The organism is Kocuria rhizosphaericola (assembly GCF_044462205.1).
Taxonomy (GTDB): domain Bacteria; phylum Actinomycetota; class Actinomycetes; order Actinomycetales; family Micrococcaceae; genus Kocuria; species Kocuria rhizosphaericola.
On the sequence record NZ_JBISWK010000041.1, the window covers coordinates 1 to 15,852 of the forward strand.

The window sequence follows — 15,852 nt, forward strand, 5'->3', positions numbered from 1 at the left end:
GGGCCCGGCCCCTCTGCTCGTGCCGCGGGAGCCGTCCGGGACTACTTCTTCCCCTGGTCGGCGACCGCCTGGATCGAGCTCGCGGCGGCCTCGGGGTCGAGGTACTCGCCGCCGGCCACGAGCGGGCGGAGGTCCTCGTCCAGCTCGTAGTAGAGCGGGATGCCCGTGGGGATGTTCAGGGCCGCGATGTCCTCGTCGGAGATGCCGTCGAGGTGCTTCACGAGCGCGCGCAGGGAGTTGCCGTGCGCGGCGACGATCACGGTGTGCCCGGCCTGCAGGTCGGGGACGATCTCCTGCTCCCAGTAGGGCATGAAGCGGTCGAGGACGTCCTTGAGGCACTCGGTGCGGGGCGCGTTCTCGACGTCGGCGTACCGGGGGTCACCGGCCTGGGAGTAGCGGTCGGAGTCCTCGAGCTCGGGAGGCGGGACGTCGAAGGAGCGGCGCCAGGTCATGAACTGCTCGTCGCCGTACTCGTCGCGCACCTGAGTCTTGTCCTTGCCCTGGAGCGCACCGTAGTGGCGCTCGTTGAGCCGCCACGAACGCTTCACGGGGATCCAGTGCCGGTCCGCCCGGTCCAGCGCGAGGTGGGCGGTGGTGATCGCCCGGCGCAGGAGCGAGGTGTGCAGGATGTCCGGTGCGATCCCCTTCTCGAGGAGCAGCTCACCGCCGCGGACGGCTTCCTCCCGCCCCTTCTCGGTCAGGTCCACGTCCACCCACCCGGTGAACAGGTTCTTCTCGTTCCAGTCGGACTGTCCGTGCCGGAGCAGGACGAGCTTGTGCGGTGCTGATTCGGTAGCCATGGCGCCATTCTTCCATCCGGGCGAGGACGCGGGACAAGCCGGTGTCCCGGTCGCGTCCCGTGTCGCGCGCTCAGCGGCGGCCGGTCACCAGTTGTTGGGGCCCTTGGACTCCAGGCCCACGGCCGGGCGGACGTCGGCGAGGTAGACGCCCACGGCCGTGCCCGCGATGAGCAGCACGAACAGGCTGGGCCGCAGGAGCAGCAACGTGAAGACCGTGAACGCCAGGGAGCCGCCCGTGAGCGCGAGCCAGAAGCCCTTGGTGCGCTTGAAGGCGCGCTGGAACTGCACCGGCGCCTTGGTCAGGCAGTCCACGAAGGCCCACACGGCCAGGCCGGCGACGACCAGCGCGAGCGCGATGTCGATGAAACGTACGATCAGGAAGACCCAGGGAATGTCCACGCCGCCCAGCCTACCGGTCGATCCCGGACAGGGCGCGGTCGAGGTCCTCCCAGAGGTCCTCGACGTTCTCGATGCCCACCGACAGGCGCAGCAGCGTCTCCGGGACGCTGTGCGGCTCCTCGTGGTGCCGGCGCCGCCGCTCGATCAGCGACTCCACCCCGCCGAGCGAGGTGGCGGGGGTCCACACGCGCAGCGTGTCCACGGCGGCCTCGACGGCGGCGACGCCCCCCGCGGGGACGATCGCCAGGACGGAGCCGAAGCCGTCCATCTGCGCGGCGGCGCGCTCGTGGCCGGGGTCCCCGGGCAGGCCCGGGTAGCGGACCTCGAGCACGGCCGGGTGCTGCTGGAGGCGGCGGGCGAGCTCTCCGGCGCTGGCCGCGGAGCGCTCGACCCGCAGCGCCAGGGTGCGCATCCCGCGCAGCGCCAGCCACGCCTCGAACGGGCCCGGGATCGCGCCGTGCAGGGAGCGGTGCCCCTTCAGCCGGGACCGCAGGGCGGGGTCGGAGGTGACGGCCGCCCCCAGGACGACGTCGGAGTGCCCCGCCAGGTACTTGGTCACGGAGTGCACCACGACGTCGGCGCCGTGCTCGAGCGGGCGCTGCAGGAGCGGGGTGGCGAAGGTGTTGTCCACGCACGTGAGCACGCCGCGCTCGCGGGCCGCCGCGAGCAGCGCGGGGAGGTCGGCGACCTCCAGCATGGGGTTGGTGGGGCTCTCGAGCCAGAGCAGGTCGGCGGCGTCGAGGGCGGCCACGACCTCCTCGGTGTCCGTGACGTCCACGGCCCGGACGGTGAGCATCCCCCGGGACTCGAGGTCCGCGGCCAGGGCCAGAGAGCCCTGGTAGCTGTGCCGGGGCAGCACCAGGCGCCCGCCCGCCGGGACGAGCGCGAGCACCGACGCGACGGCGGCCAGGCCCGAGGCGTAGAGCAGGCCGGGGAGCTGCGCCTGCTCGAGCCGTGCCAGCACGTCCTCGACGTCCTCCCACGTGGGGTTGCTGAAGCGCCCGTAGGTGCGGTTCTGGTCGTCGAGGTCGCCGGAGCCCCGGTACGTGGAGGTCAGGACGATGGACGGGCCGACCGGCGCGTCGTGCTCCGGTGCGGGCCGCCCGCCGGCGACCAGCACGGTGTCCGGGCGGAGGGCGGCGGGGCCGTGGGCGGACGGGATCTCGGAGCGCGCAGTCATGACCCCAGGCTATCGGCCCGCGGCGTCCCCAGCCCGCCCACGATCGGAGGGCGCTGTCCGCGCGGGTGGATAGGCTGGGACCGTGACCACCCGACCGACCCCCGCCCCGCCGCCCGCCTCCGCCGAGGACTCCTCCCCCGCGCCGTCCGGGCGCGGGCTCTTCGTCGTGTTCGAGGGCGGGGACGGCGCCGGGAAGTCCACGCAGGTCGCCCGGCTCGTGGAGGCCCTGCGGGCCGAGGGGCACGACACCGTGCGCACCCGGGAGCCCGGCGGGACCCCGCTGGGCGAGAAGGTGCGCGAACTCGTGCTGGACCCGGCGCACGGGCCCGTCGACGCCCGCGCCGAGGCCCTGCTGTTCGCCGCGGCGCGGGCCGCGCACGTCGCCGAGCTCATCCGCCCCGCGCTCGCCGCCGGACGGACCGTGGTCTGCGACCGGTTCGCCGACTCGTCCGCCGCCTACCAGGGCGCCGGGCGCGGCCTCGGGGTGGACCGCGTCGCGGAGCTCAACGCGTGGGCCACGGCCGGGCTCGTCCCGGACCTCACCGTGCTGCTCGACGTCCCGGCCGGGACGGGGCGCGCCCGCCGGGAGACCCGCGACGGCACGCCGGGCGACCGCCTGGAGACCGAGCCCGACGCCTTCCACGACGCGAACCGGGGGGCGTTCCTCGAGCTCGCCGGGCGGGCGCCGGAGCGCTACCTGGTGCTCGACGCCACCCGGCCGGCCGGGGAGATCGCGGCCGACGTGCGCGACCGTCTCGCCGAGCTCCCCCGCTCCGCCCGCGCCGCGGGGGTGGGCGCGTGAGCGTGTGGGACCAGCTGCTGGGGCAGGAGGCCGTGGTGGCGCAGCTGCGGCGCGCCGCACAGGAGGACCGGCCCACCCACGCCTGGCTGTTCACCGGCCCGCCCGGCTCGGGTCGTTCCAACGCGGCCCTCGCGTTCGCCGCGGCCCTGCTGTGCGAGCAGGAGGACCCCGCCGAGCGCGGGTGCGGGCAGTGCCACGCGTGCCGCACGGTCCTGGCCAGCTCCCACGCGGACCTCACCCACTTCGTCACGGAGAACCCGCAGATCACCATCGAGGAGGCCCGCGAGCTCGTGGTCCGCGCCCAGGACCGGCCCTCGGTGGGCCGCTGGCGCGTCATGGTGATCGAGGACGCCGACCGGATGGTGGAGCGCACCTCCAACGTGATGCTCAAGGCCGTGGAGGAGCCCCCGCCCAACACCATCTGGCTGCTGTGCGCCCCGAGCCCCATGGACGTGCTCGTGACCATCCGCTCGCGCTGCCGTCCGGCCACGCTGAAGGTGCCTGCCGTGGAGGACGTGGCCGAGCTGCTGATCCGCCGGCACGGCGTGCCGCGGCAGCGCGCGGAGGAGAGCGCCCGGCTGGCGCAGTCCCACGTGGGGATCGCCAAGCGGCTCGCCCTCTACGACGACGCCCGCACCCGGCGGCAGGAGGTCGTCTCGATGCCGCTGAAGCTCTCCGGGGTGCCGGACGCCGTGCGGGCCGCGGACCGGCTGCACAAGATCGCCGTGGAGGAGTCCCAGGCGGACGCCGAGTCCCGCAACGAGACCGAGCGCAAGCAGCTGCTCGTGGCCCTGGGCGCCCCGGAGTCCGGGCGGGTGCCGCCGGCCATCCGCGGTGCCCTCAACCGGCTCGAGGCCGACCAGAAGCGCAGGTCCCGGCGGATCCAGACGGACACCCTCGACCGCTTCCTCATCGACCTCACCACCTTCTACCGCGACGTCCTGACCCTCCAGCTGCGCACGGGGTCCACCCTGGTCAACGAGCACCTGTCCCAGCAGCTGCAGGACCACGCGTCGAACGCGACCCCCGAGCGGACGCTGCACCGCATCGACGTGATCAGCCGGACCCGGGACCGGATCCGCACCAACGTCAGCGCGCAGCTGGCCTTCGAGGCCATGGCCGTCTCCCTGCTCTGACCCCCTCTCCATCCCCCCACCCCTCGAGGAGCCCCATGACCCGCCGTGCCGCCCCCTCACGCCGCGTCCTCCTGCCCGCCACGGCCGCGCTGACCGCGGCCGGCCTGCTCCTGAGCGGCTGCTCCTCCCCGGGTGCCGGCGCCACGGGCGAGCCGACCTCCGGGGGCGCCACCGGCGCCGTCGTCGAGGGCAGCCCCGAGGAGCTGGAGCGCTACTACACGCAGACCGTCGTCTGGGAGGACTGCGAGTTCGAGGTGGAGACGAACGGCGCGCAGGACGACCTGCAGTGCGCCGACGTCGAGGTGCCCCTCGACTACACCGACCCGGCCGGGGAGACGACCACCGTGGTGATGTCGCGCCTGCCCGCCCGCGGGGACGCCCGCGGCAGCCTGCTCCTCAACCCCGGCGGGCCCGGCGCCTCAGGAGTGGACGCGATGCTCTACGCGCAGTACACGGTCACCGGCGACGTGCGCGAGGCCTACGACGTCGTGGGCTTCGACCCGCGCGGCGTGAGCCGTTCCGCGGGGATCGAGTGCCTCGACGACGCGGAGCTGGACGAGTGGCGCGCCGAGCCGATGGCCGACCCCCAGGAGCAGCCGGCCGCGCAGATCCGGGAGGAGTACGAGCGGCTCGGCGCCGCGTGCGTGGAGGGCTCCGGCGAGCTCGTGACCGAGATGGACACCGTGAGCGCCGCCCGGGACATGGACGTGCTCCGGGCCGTCCTCGGTGACGAGAGGATGACCTACCTGGGCTTCTCCTACGGCACGCACCTGGGAGCGGTGTACGCCGAGCTGTTCCCCGACCGGGTGGGGCGGCTCGTGCTCGACGGCGGCGTGGACTCCACCCTGAGCGACATGGAGGCCACCGCGGACCAGGCCGAGGGCTTCGAGGACAACCTGCGCCACTGGGTGCAGCAGTGCCAGTTCGAGAACCCGGACTGCGTGGTGGCCGACATCTCCGTGGACGAGGCGATGACGCGGATCCAGGAGCTGATCGCCTCGGTCGAGGAGGAGACCGTGACCGCCGCGGACGGCCGGCGGGTCACCACCACCAACGTGGTCGAGGGCATCCTGGGCCCCCTCTACGCACCCTCCACCTACGAGGCGCTCAACGAGTCCCTGGGCGAGGCCTTCGAGGGCGACTTCTCCGCGCTGCTCGCCCAGTCGGACCGCACGCACGGGCGCAACGCGGACGGCCGGTACACGAGCAACACCACCGTGGCGTTCACGGCCGTCAACTGCCTCGACCGGCCCGAGGGGACCGTCACCACGGAGCAGATGGCGCAGCACCAGGAGGTGCTCGAGCGGGTCTCCCCGACCTTCGGCCCCTACCTGGGCTACGGCGACGCGGCGTGCCAGTCCTGGCCCGCCGAGCCTGCGGGCCTCCCGGAGCCGATCGACGCCGAGGGTGCCGACCCGATCCTCGTCGTGGGCACCACCCACGACCCCGCGACCCCCTACCACTGGTCCGAGGCCCTCGTGGAGCAGCTCGACGACGCCCGGCTGCTGACCTACGACAGCTACGGCCACACCGCCTACACGGCCGGCAACCGCTGCGTGCAGGAGGCCGTCGACGCCTACCTGCTCGAGGGCGAGCTCCCCGCGGAGGGGACGACCTGCTCCTGACCCCGGGCGGCCGGGCCGTGCCCGACCCGCACCACGGTCCCGACCCCGGCCGGCAGCCCGAGCAGCCCGAGCAGCCCGGAGGAGATCAGCGCGCCCGGGACCGCCGCCTTCCGCGAGGTCCGCCCCGACCGGTGCCGGACACGGTGGGGATCAGGCGTGCGCTCTCCATGGCGTCCTGGCGCCGTGGGCGTCAACTCCGCCCGGGCACCGGAGCCCGGACGAGCCCGGGGAGGTCACGGACCGAGTCGACCACCACGTGGGCGCCCGCCGCGCGCAGGGACTCGGCGTCGTGCGCGCCCGTGCGGACGCCGACCACCGCGGCGGAACCGGCCCGCAGCCCGGCCTGCACGTCCGCGGCGGTGTCCCCCACGACCATGACCCGGCGGACGTCGCCGAGGTCCAGCGCCAGCACGGCGGTGAGCACCATGTCCGGCCAGGGCCGCCCGCGCCCCGCGTCCGAGGGACACAGGCTGAGGTCGGCGAGGCCCGTCCAGCCGAGCTGCTCCAGGAGAGTGTTGAGGCTGTGCCGGTTGTAGCCGGTGGCGAGGCACACCCGCAGACCGGCCTCGCGCAGCGCCGTGACGGACTCCTCCGCGCCCTCCACGGGGGTGACCCCCTCGGTGGCCAGCAGCTCGTCGAGGTGGCGCTCGAAGTCCCGGACGGCCTGCCGCGCCCGCCCGGGGTCGGACGCGAACAGCTGCTCGAGCATCCCCGCCTTCGACCGGCCCAGCGTGCCCCGGACGTGGTGGAGCATCTGCCGGAACCGCTCCGAGGCGGGGTCGACGCCGAGACCCGTCACGGTGCGCTCGAAGGCCCGCTCCATGATCCCGTTGTCGTGGAACACGGTCCCGGACATGTCCAGGAAGGCCAGCTCGAGGTCCGGCGCGATGCCGCCGTCCGGGGTGCGCACTGGGCTGCTCCTGTTCCGGGCCGACCGCAGCGGCCCACCCTGTCGTCGTGTCCGTCCATGCTGCGCTCCGGGCCCCCGTACCGATAAGGCCCGGCGGCCGAAGAGCCGGTGAACTCCCGCCCCGCGCCCGGTGCTCCCGATTGGGGGCGCCCCGCCGCTCTCTGCTACAGTTTCACCTGCACTGAGGCCGTCCCGGACGGCCGCGTGCAGGCCTCCTTAGCTCAGTCGGTAGAGCGTTTCACTCGTAATGAAAAGGTCGTCGGTTCGATTCCGACAGGAGGCTCCACGCAGGACGAGGCTCCGGACCCCACTGGGTCCGGAGCCTTTCTCGTCGCCCCCGGCGCCCCGTCCGCTCCGCCGCCGGACCGCCGCCTCCCCCGCGCGGACGGCGCGCACTGGCCGTCACAGTCGCGTCACCACTGGTCAAGGCCCTGTTTGTGGCACGGAACCCGCCGTACGCTGAGGCAACTCCGGGCAATCGGCCACCACGGACGACTTTGGCGGTGCACCATGCAACTCCGTTCCCGACAGCAGCTCTGCACGCTCGTCCTGGCCGGAGCAGCACTGGCCACGTCGGCCTGCGGCACCTCCCCCGATCCTCCCCCGGACGATCCCGCCCCGGCCTCCTCGGAGTCCCCGGACCCGTCGGGCTCCGCGACCCCGCAGCCGAGCAAGTCCGGCGACCCCCCGGTCTCGCGCATCCTGACCTGGCTGCGGATCGGGCCCAACGGAGAGGGCACCCCGCTGTGGTACGACCCCCTGAAGGACGGCAACTGCGGCGACGAGCAGCTGCTCGCGTCCCGGGTCCAGCCCATCCCGCGAGCCGGCGCCATCCTGTGCGAGGCCGCCACGACCAACGACCCCGAGCTGTGGCGGCAGGGCGAGGAGGCACTGGCCGCCGCCCCGGCACCCGGCAGCTGCTGGGAGGAGGAGACCGTGGCGGGCCTGCGGAGGCTGGTCGAGTTCCACCGCCGGGCCCCGGAGGCGGTCCCCGACCTACGGGTCCCCGACGGCACGGCCTGCCCCCTCGTCCTGGAGAGCCTCGTCTCTCCCCTGGCGCCCGGGGTCGAGGGCCTGGAGATCCCTGTCTCGACCTGCGGCGGTGCCCCGGTCTTCCTGCAGGGCAATCTCGAGTGGATGCCGCCCGAGGGCATCCGCGCCGTGACGGTGGGCGCCACGGAGGTGCCGGTGCAGGAGGGCAACGGGAGCCTGTTCTTCCGCGCCCCTCCCTCCGACGTGACCGGCCACGTCCCGGTGTTGGTCTCGGACGCGGACTGGCCCGTCAGCGGTCTGGCCCACCTCGTCTACGAGGTACCGGCGGCCGCCTGTCCCAGCCCGCTGCCGACGGCCACGCCGACGCCCGCACCGTAGGAGCCACGGTGGCGGAACAGGGACCGGACCAGCCCCCGCTCTGGACGCGCCTGGTGCAGGCGGTCTCGGAGCTGGGCTTGTCGGTGAGCCTGCTCACGGCACTGCTCGTCTACTACGGCTGGGTCCGCGCCCGCGCCCAGGCCCAGGTGATGGGCCTGGACGTGAACCTCTTCGACTACACCACCCAGGACTACCTGCTGCTGAGCATCAGTTCCCTGTACTCCCTGCTGATCTGGGTCGCCGTGGCCGTGCTCGCCGGGGTGTGGGCGGACCGCCGGATCCGCGAGCACGTCGATGCCCGTGTCCGCAGGTCCGGGAACGCCCCGGTGGCCCGGTGGGCGCGCCGGGGGACGTGGTTCTTCATCGGCCTGGCCGTCGCCGGGTGGGTCCTGGATCGCGCCGTTCGGGGACAGCGAGAGGCCTGGATCATCCCGTTCGCCATGGCTCTGTGCGTCCTGGGCGCCGCGTGGGCCGCCGGACTCCGGCGGCGCGTCACGGCTCGTGCCGGACCGCCCGCCGCACCGCGCGGGCAGCTCCTGAGCGCCGCCGCTCTCGTGTCGGTGGTCGCCCTCCTGGTCTTCTGGGGCGCCTCCGCCGCCGCTGAGGCCATGGGAACAGTCATGGCCTACGACCTGGAGGACGAGCTGGAGAAGATGCCGCGGGCGGTCGTCTACAGCGAGGAACCGCTGCACGTGGGCCTCCGCGGGGTCGGCACGGAGCAGGCGGGCACACCGGACGACCCGCTCCACCGCTACGACGGACTACGGCTCCTCACGCTGCGGGGCGGCCGGTACTTCCTGCTGCCCGAGCACTGGACCGTCGAGGGCAGCGAGGTCCTGGTGCTGCCCGACGACGGCTCGATCCGGCTCGAGTACAGCCGGTGAGCCGTCCCGCTCCGCCCGGTCACCGTCCTCCGCACCGGCCGGCCCGGCCGCGGGGAGGGTCAGGGTGAAGACCGTCCCCTCTCCGGGCGCGCTGTCGCACCGGACGGTGCCGCCGTGGCGCTGGACGATCTCGCGCACGACCGCGAGGCCCAGGCCCAGTCCTGGGATCGCGCTCATCCGGGCGTTGCGGCTGCGGAAGAACCGGCCGAACACGTTCTCGGCGTCCTCCGGGCGCATCCCCATGCCGCGGTCGGCCACCTGCACCTGGACGGTGGCCCCTGCCGGGACCACCCGGACCGTCACCGGCCCGCCGTCCGGGGAGTACTTGATGGCGTTCGAGAGCAGGTTGTCGAGCACCTGGCCCAGGCGCACGGGGTCACAGGGCAGGACGAGGCGGGACGGCGCGTCGACCCGCAGGTCCACCCCCGCCCCCGTCGCACGGACCCCGGCCGCCGCGACGGACTGCTGGACCACCTGGACGAGGTCGGCCTCCACCGGCTGCAGCTCCAGCCCGGGGCCGGCCGTGCGGAGGAGGTCCTCGACCAGGACGAGCAGCTGGTCCGCGTTGCGCTCGATGACCTCCAGTCCGGACCGGACGTGGCCGGGGAGCCGGCCGTCCATGGCCAGGAGCTCGGTGTAGCCGCGGATGGACGTCAGGGGCGTGCGCAGCTCGTGGGAGACGCCGGCCACGAAGTCGTCCTTCGCCTGCAGCGCGGTCACCAGCTCGGTCACGTCGTTGAAGGACAGGACGGAGCCCTCGGTCCTTCCGTCCTCGTCCCGGAGCACGCGGGCGGACACGGAGAGGACCCGCTGGACGGGCGGCTCCCCCGCCCAGATCAGGACGTCGGAGAAGGACTCGCCGCGGATGGCGCGGAGGGCGGGGCGCCGGTCCACCGGCAGCGGCGTCCCATCCGCGTCCGCGAAGACGCGCAGTTCCGCCTCGGCGCCATCGCTCATCCCTTCGGGCAGGGAGAGGTCGTGGATCCGGTGCTGGTGCCGGTTCATGAGCACGTCGTGGCCGTGCTCGTCGATCGCCAGCACGCCCACGTCCACCGTGTCCAGGACGGTGTCCAGCAGCCGCTCCCGCCGCGCGGTCACGGCCAGCAGCCGGCGCAGCTCGGCGTCCTTGGCCTCGAGCTCGGCGTTCTGGCGCTCCATGCTGTTCGACAGCACCTGGACGGTGAGCCCGATGCCCAGCAGCATGAACGGGATCAGCAGCGGAGCCGTCAGCAGCTCCGCGCTCAGCGGCCGGGGCGGGACGAGGAGCGGGATCCACACCATGGCGAGGGTCAGGAGGAAGCCCAGCGGTGCGGAGGCCCGGGGCAGCCGCCCCGAGCCGATGAACCAGATGACGGGCAGTGCCGCCATGATCCCCACCCCGGTCACGGTGCTCTGCGTGCCCTCCCGGAGGAGGGTGATGGGCACGAAGTCCAGGACCGGGACGGCCAGGAACGCCCCGTCGGGCAGCCGGTCCCACGGCACCAGCACGCACAGGACCGTCAGCACGACCGTGAGCGCCAGGGCCAGCTGCACCCGCAGGTCGCCCCGCAGCGGCTCGTGGACGACCCAGATCCCGGCGACGAGCACGACGGTCGTGACGAAGAGCGGCATCTGGCTGAGGAGCACGCGCGAGCGCATCGACAGCTCGTGGAAGCTGATCCGGTCGAGGGAGAGGACGGTGAGCAGGCGGTCCACGAGGAATCTCTTCCGACGAGGTGAGTCACCCCCGGGGGGTCGAGATGACAATTGCAAAGAATAGCGGCTTAATGAGTCCATGACCCCCTCCCCCCAGGGTCGCCGTGCCGTCGTGATCGAAGACCACGCCGACATCCGCAACCTCCTCGCCCAGACCATCGGCATGCGCGGCTTCGCGGTGACGACCGCCGCGACCGGCCTCGAGGGCATCGAGGCCGTGCGCCGGGGTGGCGCCGACCTCATCACCCTGGACCTCAGCCTCCCGGACCTCGACGGGCTGGAGGTCTGCCGGCGGGTCCGGGAGTTCTCCGACGCCTATCTGCTCATGGTCACGGCCCGCCCGGGCGAGATCGACCGGCTGGAGGGTCTCGAGCTCGGGGCGGACGACTACATCAGCAAGCCGTTCAGCCCCCGGGAGCTGCAGGCCCGGATCGAGGCGATGTTCCGCCGGCCCCGCGCCCGGGCGGAGCAGGCCGACGCCGAGGAGCTGCGCCGCGCGGCCGAGGTCCAGCGCAGCCTGCTGCCCGCCGCCGCACCGTCCGTGCCCGGCTACGACGTGGCCGGTGAGTGCCGGCCCTCCCGCAGCGTGGGCGGGGACTTCTTCGACTGGTACACGACCGGGGACGGGCTCCAGGTCTCGCTGGCCGACGCGATGGGCAAGGGCATGGGAGCCGCGCTCATCGCCGCCACCGTGCGGGCCGTGCTCCGCTCCGCGGCCGGGCAGCCGGACATGGAGCAGGCCTTCCGCGACACGTGCCGCCACCTCGAGAACGACCTCGCCCACTCCGACTCCTTCGTCACGCTCTTCCACGCCCGCCTGGACACGGCCGACGGCGTCGTGGAGTACGTCGACGCGGGCCACGGGCTGGGGCTGCACGTGCGCGCGGACGGGCTCGACCGGCTGGGCCCGGGCGGCCCCCCGGTGGGGGCGGTGCCCGGCACGCAGTGGGTGCCCGGCCGGATCGTGCTCGCGCCCGGCGACGCGCTCGTCGTCGTCAGCGACGGCCTCCTCGACGCCTACGAGGACGTCGACGACGCCCTGCGGGCGGTCGCGGACGTGGTCTCCCGCCACGAGGACGCCCAGTCCCTCTGCACCGCCGTCCTCGACCTGGCCAGCGGGGAGGCCCGCACCGACGACGTCACCGCCGTGGTCGTCCGGCGCCGGGCCACCCCGTGAACCGCTTCCTCGTCCGGCTGCTGGTCGTCCTGACCCTCCTGCTGGGCGTCAACTACATCGCCTGGCGCTGGCTCGAGTCGCTGAACTGGTCCGCCTGGTGGATCGCCGTCCCCCTCGTGCTCGCCGAGACGTACAGCCTGATCGACGTCTCGCTCTTCGGGCTCACCGTGTGGCGGCTGAGGCGCCGGGGGGAGGCCGGCGCCCCGCCCGCGGGAGCCACGGTGGACGTCTTCGTCACCACCTACGACGAGCCCCTCGACCTCGTGATGGGCACCGCCCTGGCGGCGCAGTCGATCCGGCACCCGCACAGCACGTGGATCCTCGACGACGGGGCCCGCCCCGAGCTGGAGGCGCTCGCCGCCGAGCACGGGCTGGGCTACCTCACGCGCAGCCCGGACTGGGCCGACCGGCCCCGCCACGCCAAGGCCGGCAACCTCAACAACGCCCTGATGGCGACCCAGGGAGAGTTCCTCCTGATCCTCGACGCCGACCAGGTCCCGGACCCGGAGATCCTGGACCGCACCCTGGGCTGGTTCAACGACCGCAAGGTGGCGCTCGTCCAGACGCCCCAGTGGTTCGTCAACGTGCCCGCCCACGATCCGCTCGGCAGCCAGGCCCCCCTGTTCTACGGCCCCATCCAGCAGGGCAAGGACGGCTGGAACGCCGCCTTCTTCTGCGGCTCCAACGCGGTCCTGCGCCGTGAGGCGCTCATGCAGCTCGGGCTCTCCGGCTACGTCCACGAGGTCGAGCAGGACGTCAAGGAGGCCCTCGCCCGCACGCGGGCCGCCCTGCGGAAGGCGCGACGGTCCCCGGAGGCCGCGAACCCCGTCGTCGCCGGCATGCTCGACGACGTCGAGGCCGCCACCGAGCGGGCCCGCGCCGAGCTGAAGGCCGGCGCCCCCCTGACCGAGCTGACCTACCGGCTGCAGCGGGAGGTGGACGCGGCGGCCCGGCGGACGGTCACCCGGGACTTCTCGCAGATCGAGGCCGACCTCGCCTCGATCGCCGCCCTGGAGCTGCCGCCGGAGGAGAACATGGTGTGGCCGGACGAGCTCGCCTCCGCCGTGGACCGGATGTCCCGCCGCGACCTCTCCCCGCTGGCCGCCGTGGAGCCGGTCCGGGAGGTGCTCGAGGCCGTCTCCGTGGACCGGCCCGGCGAGGCCCAGCCGGTGATGCCGCTGGCGACGATCTCGGTCACCGAGGACATGGCCACCGCGATGCGTCTGCACGGGCTGGGCTGGCGCAGCGTCTACCACCACGAGGTCCTCGCCCGCGGCCTGGCCCCCGAGGACCTCAGGACCATGCTCACCCAGCGCCTGCGCTGGGCGCAGGGCACGGTGCAGGTCCTGCTCCGGGAGAACCCGCTGCTGCAGCGCCGGCTCGGGTGGGGGCAGCGGCTCATGTACTTCGCCACGATGTGGAGCTACCTCAGCGGCTTCGCGGCCGTCGTCTACTTCGCCGCCCCGATCGTGTACCTGGTGCTGGGCATCCTCCCGGTCACGAGCCTCAGCTGGGACTTCTTCGTCCGGTTCGTCCCCTTCATGGTGGTGAACCAGCTGCTCTTCCTGGTGGTCGGCCGGGGCATCCCCACGTGGCGGGGCCAGCAGTACAGCCTGGCCCTGTTCCCCATCTGGATCAGGGCCTGCACCACGGCCGCGCGCAACGTGTGGTTCGGCCGGCCCCTCGGCTTCGCGGTCACGCCCAAGGTGCGGCAGGACGCCGGCCCCGCCTGGCACCTCATCCGTCCCCAGCTGGTGGTGATGGGGCTGCTGGCCGCGGCCCTCGTGATGGGGACCGTCCGGCTGGCCACGGGGCTGAACGAACCGGTGGGAACCCTGGTCAACGTGGCCTGGGTCGCCTTCGACCTGGCGGTGCTGAGCGTGCTCGTCACCGCCGCGAGATATCCGGGCTCCGAGCCCGAGGAGAGGAGTGCCGATGCAGTTCACGGTTGAGCAGAAGCCGAGGTTCGCCCACATCACGGGCACTGGACGGCTCAACATGGTGGGAGCGCCCAAGCTCCGGGAGGTCGTGGCGAAGGTCGTCGACGAGGGCAGCAACCACGTGGTGGTCGACCTCGGCGGCACCGAGTTCATGGACTCCTCCGGTCTGGGCGCCCTCATCGGGTGCCTCAAGCTCGCCCGCCAGGCCGGCGGCGACCTGCGGATCGCGAACGTCCGGCCCCAGGTGCGCATGGTCCTCGAGCTCACCAGCATGCACCGGGTCCTGAACCCCTACGACACCGCCGACGCGGCCTTCTCCGATGACTGAGTCCTCGTCCCGCCGTTCGCGCCGGGGCCCGGCCACCGCCCGGACGGTGGACGCCCTGCACGAGGACCTGGACGCGCTGTGGAACGAGGCCGGGTTCGTGCCCGAGTCCGACCGGATGGCCTTCTCGCTCGCGGTGGTCGAGGCGGCCGGCAACGTGGTGGTCCACGCGGTGCCCGTGGCGGAGGAGCCGATCGAGCTCGCGGTGGACCTGGCCGCGGATCCGCACCGGCTGGAGGCGAGGATCTACGAGATCGGCGCCGCGCCGGCGCACGTGGATCTCACCGGATCCATGGCGCAGGAGCACCACGAGTCCGGGCGCGGGCTCGCCCTGATCCAGGCGCTGGTCAGCCGGGTGGTGTTCGAGCGCCACGGCGACACGAACGTCTGGAAGCTGTGCCGGGAGTGCGGCCAGGACGAGGTGTAGCGCTCTCCCGGGGTCTCTCCGGAGCCACCGCGGAGCCCCGGATCCTGTGTCCCACCGGGGCGGACGTCCCCTGATTTGCGGATGTAAACTGTCGGTCGTGGTGCCTAGACTTTGGTCCAGGACAACACGTCAGGGGGCTCACGTTGTCACCGAGGACACTCGATCAGGGACCGGCTCAGCGCCTCGCCGCGGGGGGACGTCGGCGGCGGGGAGCACGCCGAGCACGCCGGGAGGAGTCGTCATGATCGCCGCGATCATTCCCGCCCACGACGAGGCGACGCGCGTCCAGCACGCGGTCACCTCCCTCCACCGCCAGACCCGCCCGCCGGAGCGCATCCTCGTGATGTCGGACGACTCCACCGACGCCACCGTCGAGGTCGCGTTGCACGCCGGCGCCGAGGTCCTGCTCACCGTCGACAACCGTCACCACCGGGCCGGGGCGCTGAACCAGGCCCTGGGCACCGTCCGGATGGAGCCGGACGACCTCGTCCTGGTCCTCGACCCGGGCGTCCGGCTGCCACCGGGCTTCGTGGCCCGCGCTCTGGCGGCCTTCCAGGACCGCAACGTGGGAGCCGTCTCCGCCCGGTCCACCGCCGTCGGCGGCGCGGCGGCACTGATCCGCTGGCGGGCGCTCGAGGACGTCCACCGGTCGTTCGGCCGCTACTGCGACGAGGGACCCGTGACCGGCCAGATGCGTCTCGCCCTGGACCTCGAGGCCGTCGGCTGGCGCCTCAGCCCGCCAGTGGAGGCCGAGGAGGACGCGCCCGTCCCGGTCGAGGTCGCCCTGGCGGAACCGGCGGCCGCGTGATCCGGCGGCCGCCGCGCCGTGGCGCTCAGTCGCGGACGGCGCGGCCGGCGACGACGGCTGCCGCGCCCGCCAGGACCGTGGTGGTCAGGCACCCGATCGGGATCGGCAGGCAGCACCCGCCCACCGAGACGTTCGTGCCGCGGCGGGTCCGGGTGGAGTAGTTGGGGAAGGGGAGCATCCGGAAGCCGGAACGGCGCCCGGACCCCCCGGCCCGGCGGCCGGGCAGGTCGTAGCCGGGACCGAAACGGCCCGGACCCCCGCGACCGGGACGGCCGAGGGGCGAGCGGGACCAGCGGGCGTCGAACTCGTCGTCGGCCGCGCGGTAGTCGAAACCGGAAGCGTTCATGCCGCCCATCAAACCATCAGCAGGCTG

General features: G+C 73.5%; 15 protein-coding genes and 1 tRNA gene. 10 read left to right on the top strand and 6 right to left on the bottom strand.

Annotation, left to right across the window (positions count from 1 at the left end; translation table 11 throughout):
• Positions 1-41 precede the first annotated feature (41 nt).
• The 3 genes from ACH9D2_RS04570 to ACH9D2_RS04580 all read right to left on the bottom strand — a co-directional run bounded on the left by ACH9D2_RS04570 (position 42) and on the right by ACH9D2_RS04580 (position 2,379).
• Positions 42-800 carry a phosphoglyceromutase gene (locus tag ACH9D2_RS04570; RefSeq protein WP_396361573.1) on the bottom strand — a complete coding sequence of 253 codons (759 nt, stop codon included), beginning with the start codon at positions 798-800 and terminating at the stop codon, positions 42-44.
• Between the two features lie 84 nt (positions 801-884).
• Entirely contained in the window at positions 885-1,199 is a 315-nt protein-coding gene (locus ACH9D2_RS04575) for a DUF2516 family protein (RefSeq protein WP_396361574.1), read from the bottom strand.
• Positions 1,200-1,209: 10 nt separating this feature from the next.
• Positions 1,210-2,379: a trans-sulfuration enzyme family protein gene (locus ACH9D2_RS04580; RefSeq protein WP_396361575.1), complete on the bottom strand. Its 1,170-nt coding sequence runs from the start codon at positions 2,377-2,379 to the stop codon at positions 1,210-1,212.
• Between the two features lie 82 nt (positions 2,380-2,461).
• On the opposite strand from ACH9D2_RS04580, the gene tmk reads away from it, so the two are divergent.
• Genes tmk through ACH9D2_RS04595 form a run of 3 tightly spaced genes read left to right on the top strand, consistent with a single transcriptional unit; the run spans position 2,462 to position 5,942 of the window.
• Entirely contained in the window at positions 2,462-3,181 is a 720-nt protein-coding gene (gene tmk, locus ACH9D2_RS04585; RefSeq protein WP_396361576.1) for a dTMP kinase, read from the top strand.
• Positions 3,178-4,317 carry a DNA polymerase III subunit delta' gene (locus ACH9D2_RS04590; protein ID WP_396361577.1) on the top strand — a complete coding sequence of 380 codons (1,140 nt, stop codon included), beginning with the start codon at positions 3,178-3,180 and terminating at the stop codon, positions 4,315-4,317. The genes tmk and ACH9D2_RS04590 overlap by 4 nt, the downstream gene beginning before the upstream one ends.
• Positions 4,318-4,352: 35 nt before the next feature.
• A complete protein-coding gene (locus ACH9D2_RS04595; protein WP_396361578.1) occupies positions 4,353-5,942 on the top strand; it encodes an alpha/beta fold hydrolase in 1,590 nt (529 codons plus the stop codon).
• 190 nt (positions 5,943-6,132) lie between these two features.
• Here ACH9D2_RS04595 and ACH9D2_RS04600 read toward each other — a convergent pair whose 3' ends face one another.
• Entirely contained in the window at positions 6,133-6,852 is a 720-nt protein-coding gene (locus ACH9D2_RS04600) for an HAD family hydrolase (RefSeq protein ID WP_396361579.1), read from the bottom strand.
• A 210-nt stretch (positions 6,853-7,062) separates the two neighbouring features.
• Here ACH9D2_RS04600 and ACH9D2_RS04605 point away from each other — a divergent pair.
• Positions 7,063-7,138 (top strand) — tRNA-Thr (locus tag ACH9D2_RS04605).
• Between the two features lie 224 nt (positions 7,139-7,362).
• Positions 7,363-8,223, top strand: coding sequence for a hypothetical protein (locus tag ACH9D2_RS04610; RefSeq protein WP_396361580.1), 861 nt, complete (start codon positions 7,363-7,365; stop codon positions 8,221-8,223).
• A gap of 761 nt (positions 8,224-8,984) precedes the next feature.
• On the opposite strand, the gene ACH9D2_RS04615 is transcribed toward ACH9D2_RS04610, so the two are convergent.
• Positions 8,985-10,802, bottom strand: coding sequence for an ATP-binding protein (locus tag ACH9D2_RS04615; RefSeq protein WP_396361581.1), 1,818 nt, complete (start codon positions 10,800-10,802; stop codon positions 8,985-8,987).
• A gap of 79 nt (positions 10,803-10,881) precedes the next feature.
• Here ACH9D2_RS04615 and ACH9D2_RS04620 point away from each other — a divergent pair, with 79 nt between their 5' ends.
• From ACH9D2_RS04620 to ACH9D2_RS04640, 5 genes are all read left to right on the top strand, one after another.
• Positions 10,882-11,979 (top strand): PP2C family protein-serine/threonine phosphatase, encoded by a 1,098-nt coding sequence (locus ACH9D2_RS04620; protein ID WP_396361582.1) that lies wholly within the window; start codon positions 10,882-10,884, stop codon positions 11,977-11,979.
• Positions 11,976-13,931 (top strand): glycosyltransferase family 2 protein, encoded by a 1,956-nt coding sequence (locus ACH9D2_RS04625; RefSeq protein ID WP_396361583.1) that lies wholly within the window; start codon positions 11,976-11,978, stop codon positions 13,929-13,931. The genes ACH9D2_RS04620 and ACH9D2_RS04625 overlap by 4 nt, the downstream gene beginning before the upstream one ends.
• Positions 13,915-14,247 carry an STAS domain-containing protein gene (locus ACH9D2_RS04630; RefSeq protein ID WP_396361584.1) on the top strand — a complete coding sequence of 111 codons (333 nt, stop codon included), beginning with the start codon at positions 13,915-13,917 and terminating at the stop codon, positions 14,245-14,247. The genes ACH9D2_RS04625 and ACH9D2_RS04630 overlap by 17 nt, the downstream gene beginning before the upstream one ends.
• Complete coding sequence (locus ACH9D2_RS04635) at positions 14,240-14,671, top strand: ATP-binding protein (RefSeq protein ID WP_396361585.1); 432 nt, start codon at positions 14,240-14,242, stop codon at positions 14,669-14,671. Before ACH9D2_RS04630 ends, ACH9D2_RS04635 begins: the two co-directional genes overlap by 8 nt.
• A gap of 241 nt (positions 14,672-14,912) precedes the next feature.
• A complete protein-coding gene (locus tag ACH9D2_RS04640) occupies positions 14,913-15,479 on the top strand; it encodes a glycosyltransferase (RefSeq protein ID WP_396361586.1) in 567 nt (188 codons plus the stop codon).
• A 25-nt stretch (positions 15,480-15,504) separates the two neighbouring features.
• Here ACH9D2_RS04640 and ACH9D2_RS04645 read toward each other — a convergent pair whose 3' ends face one another.
• Positions 15,505-15,825: a hypothetical protein gene (locus ACH9D2_RS04645; protein WP_396361587.1), complete on the bottom strand. Its 321-nt coding sequence runs from the start codon at positions 15,823-15,825 to the stop codon at positions 15,505-15,507.
• Positions 15,826-15,852: the final 27 nt, after the last annotated feature.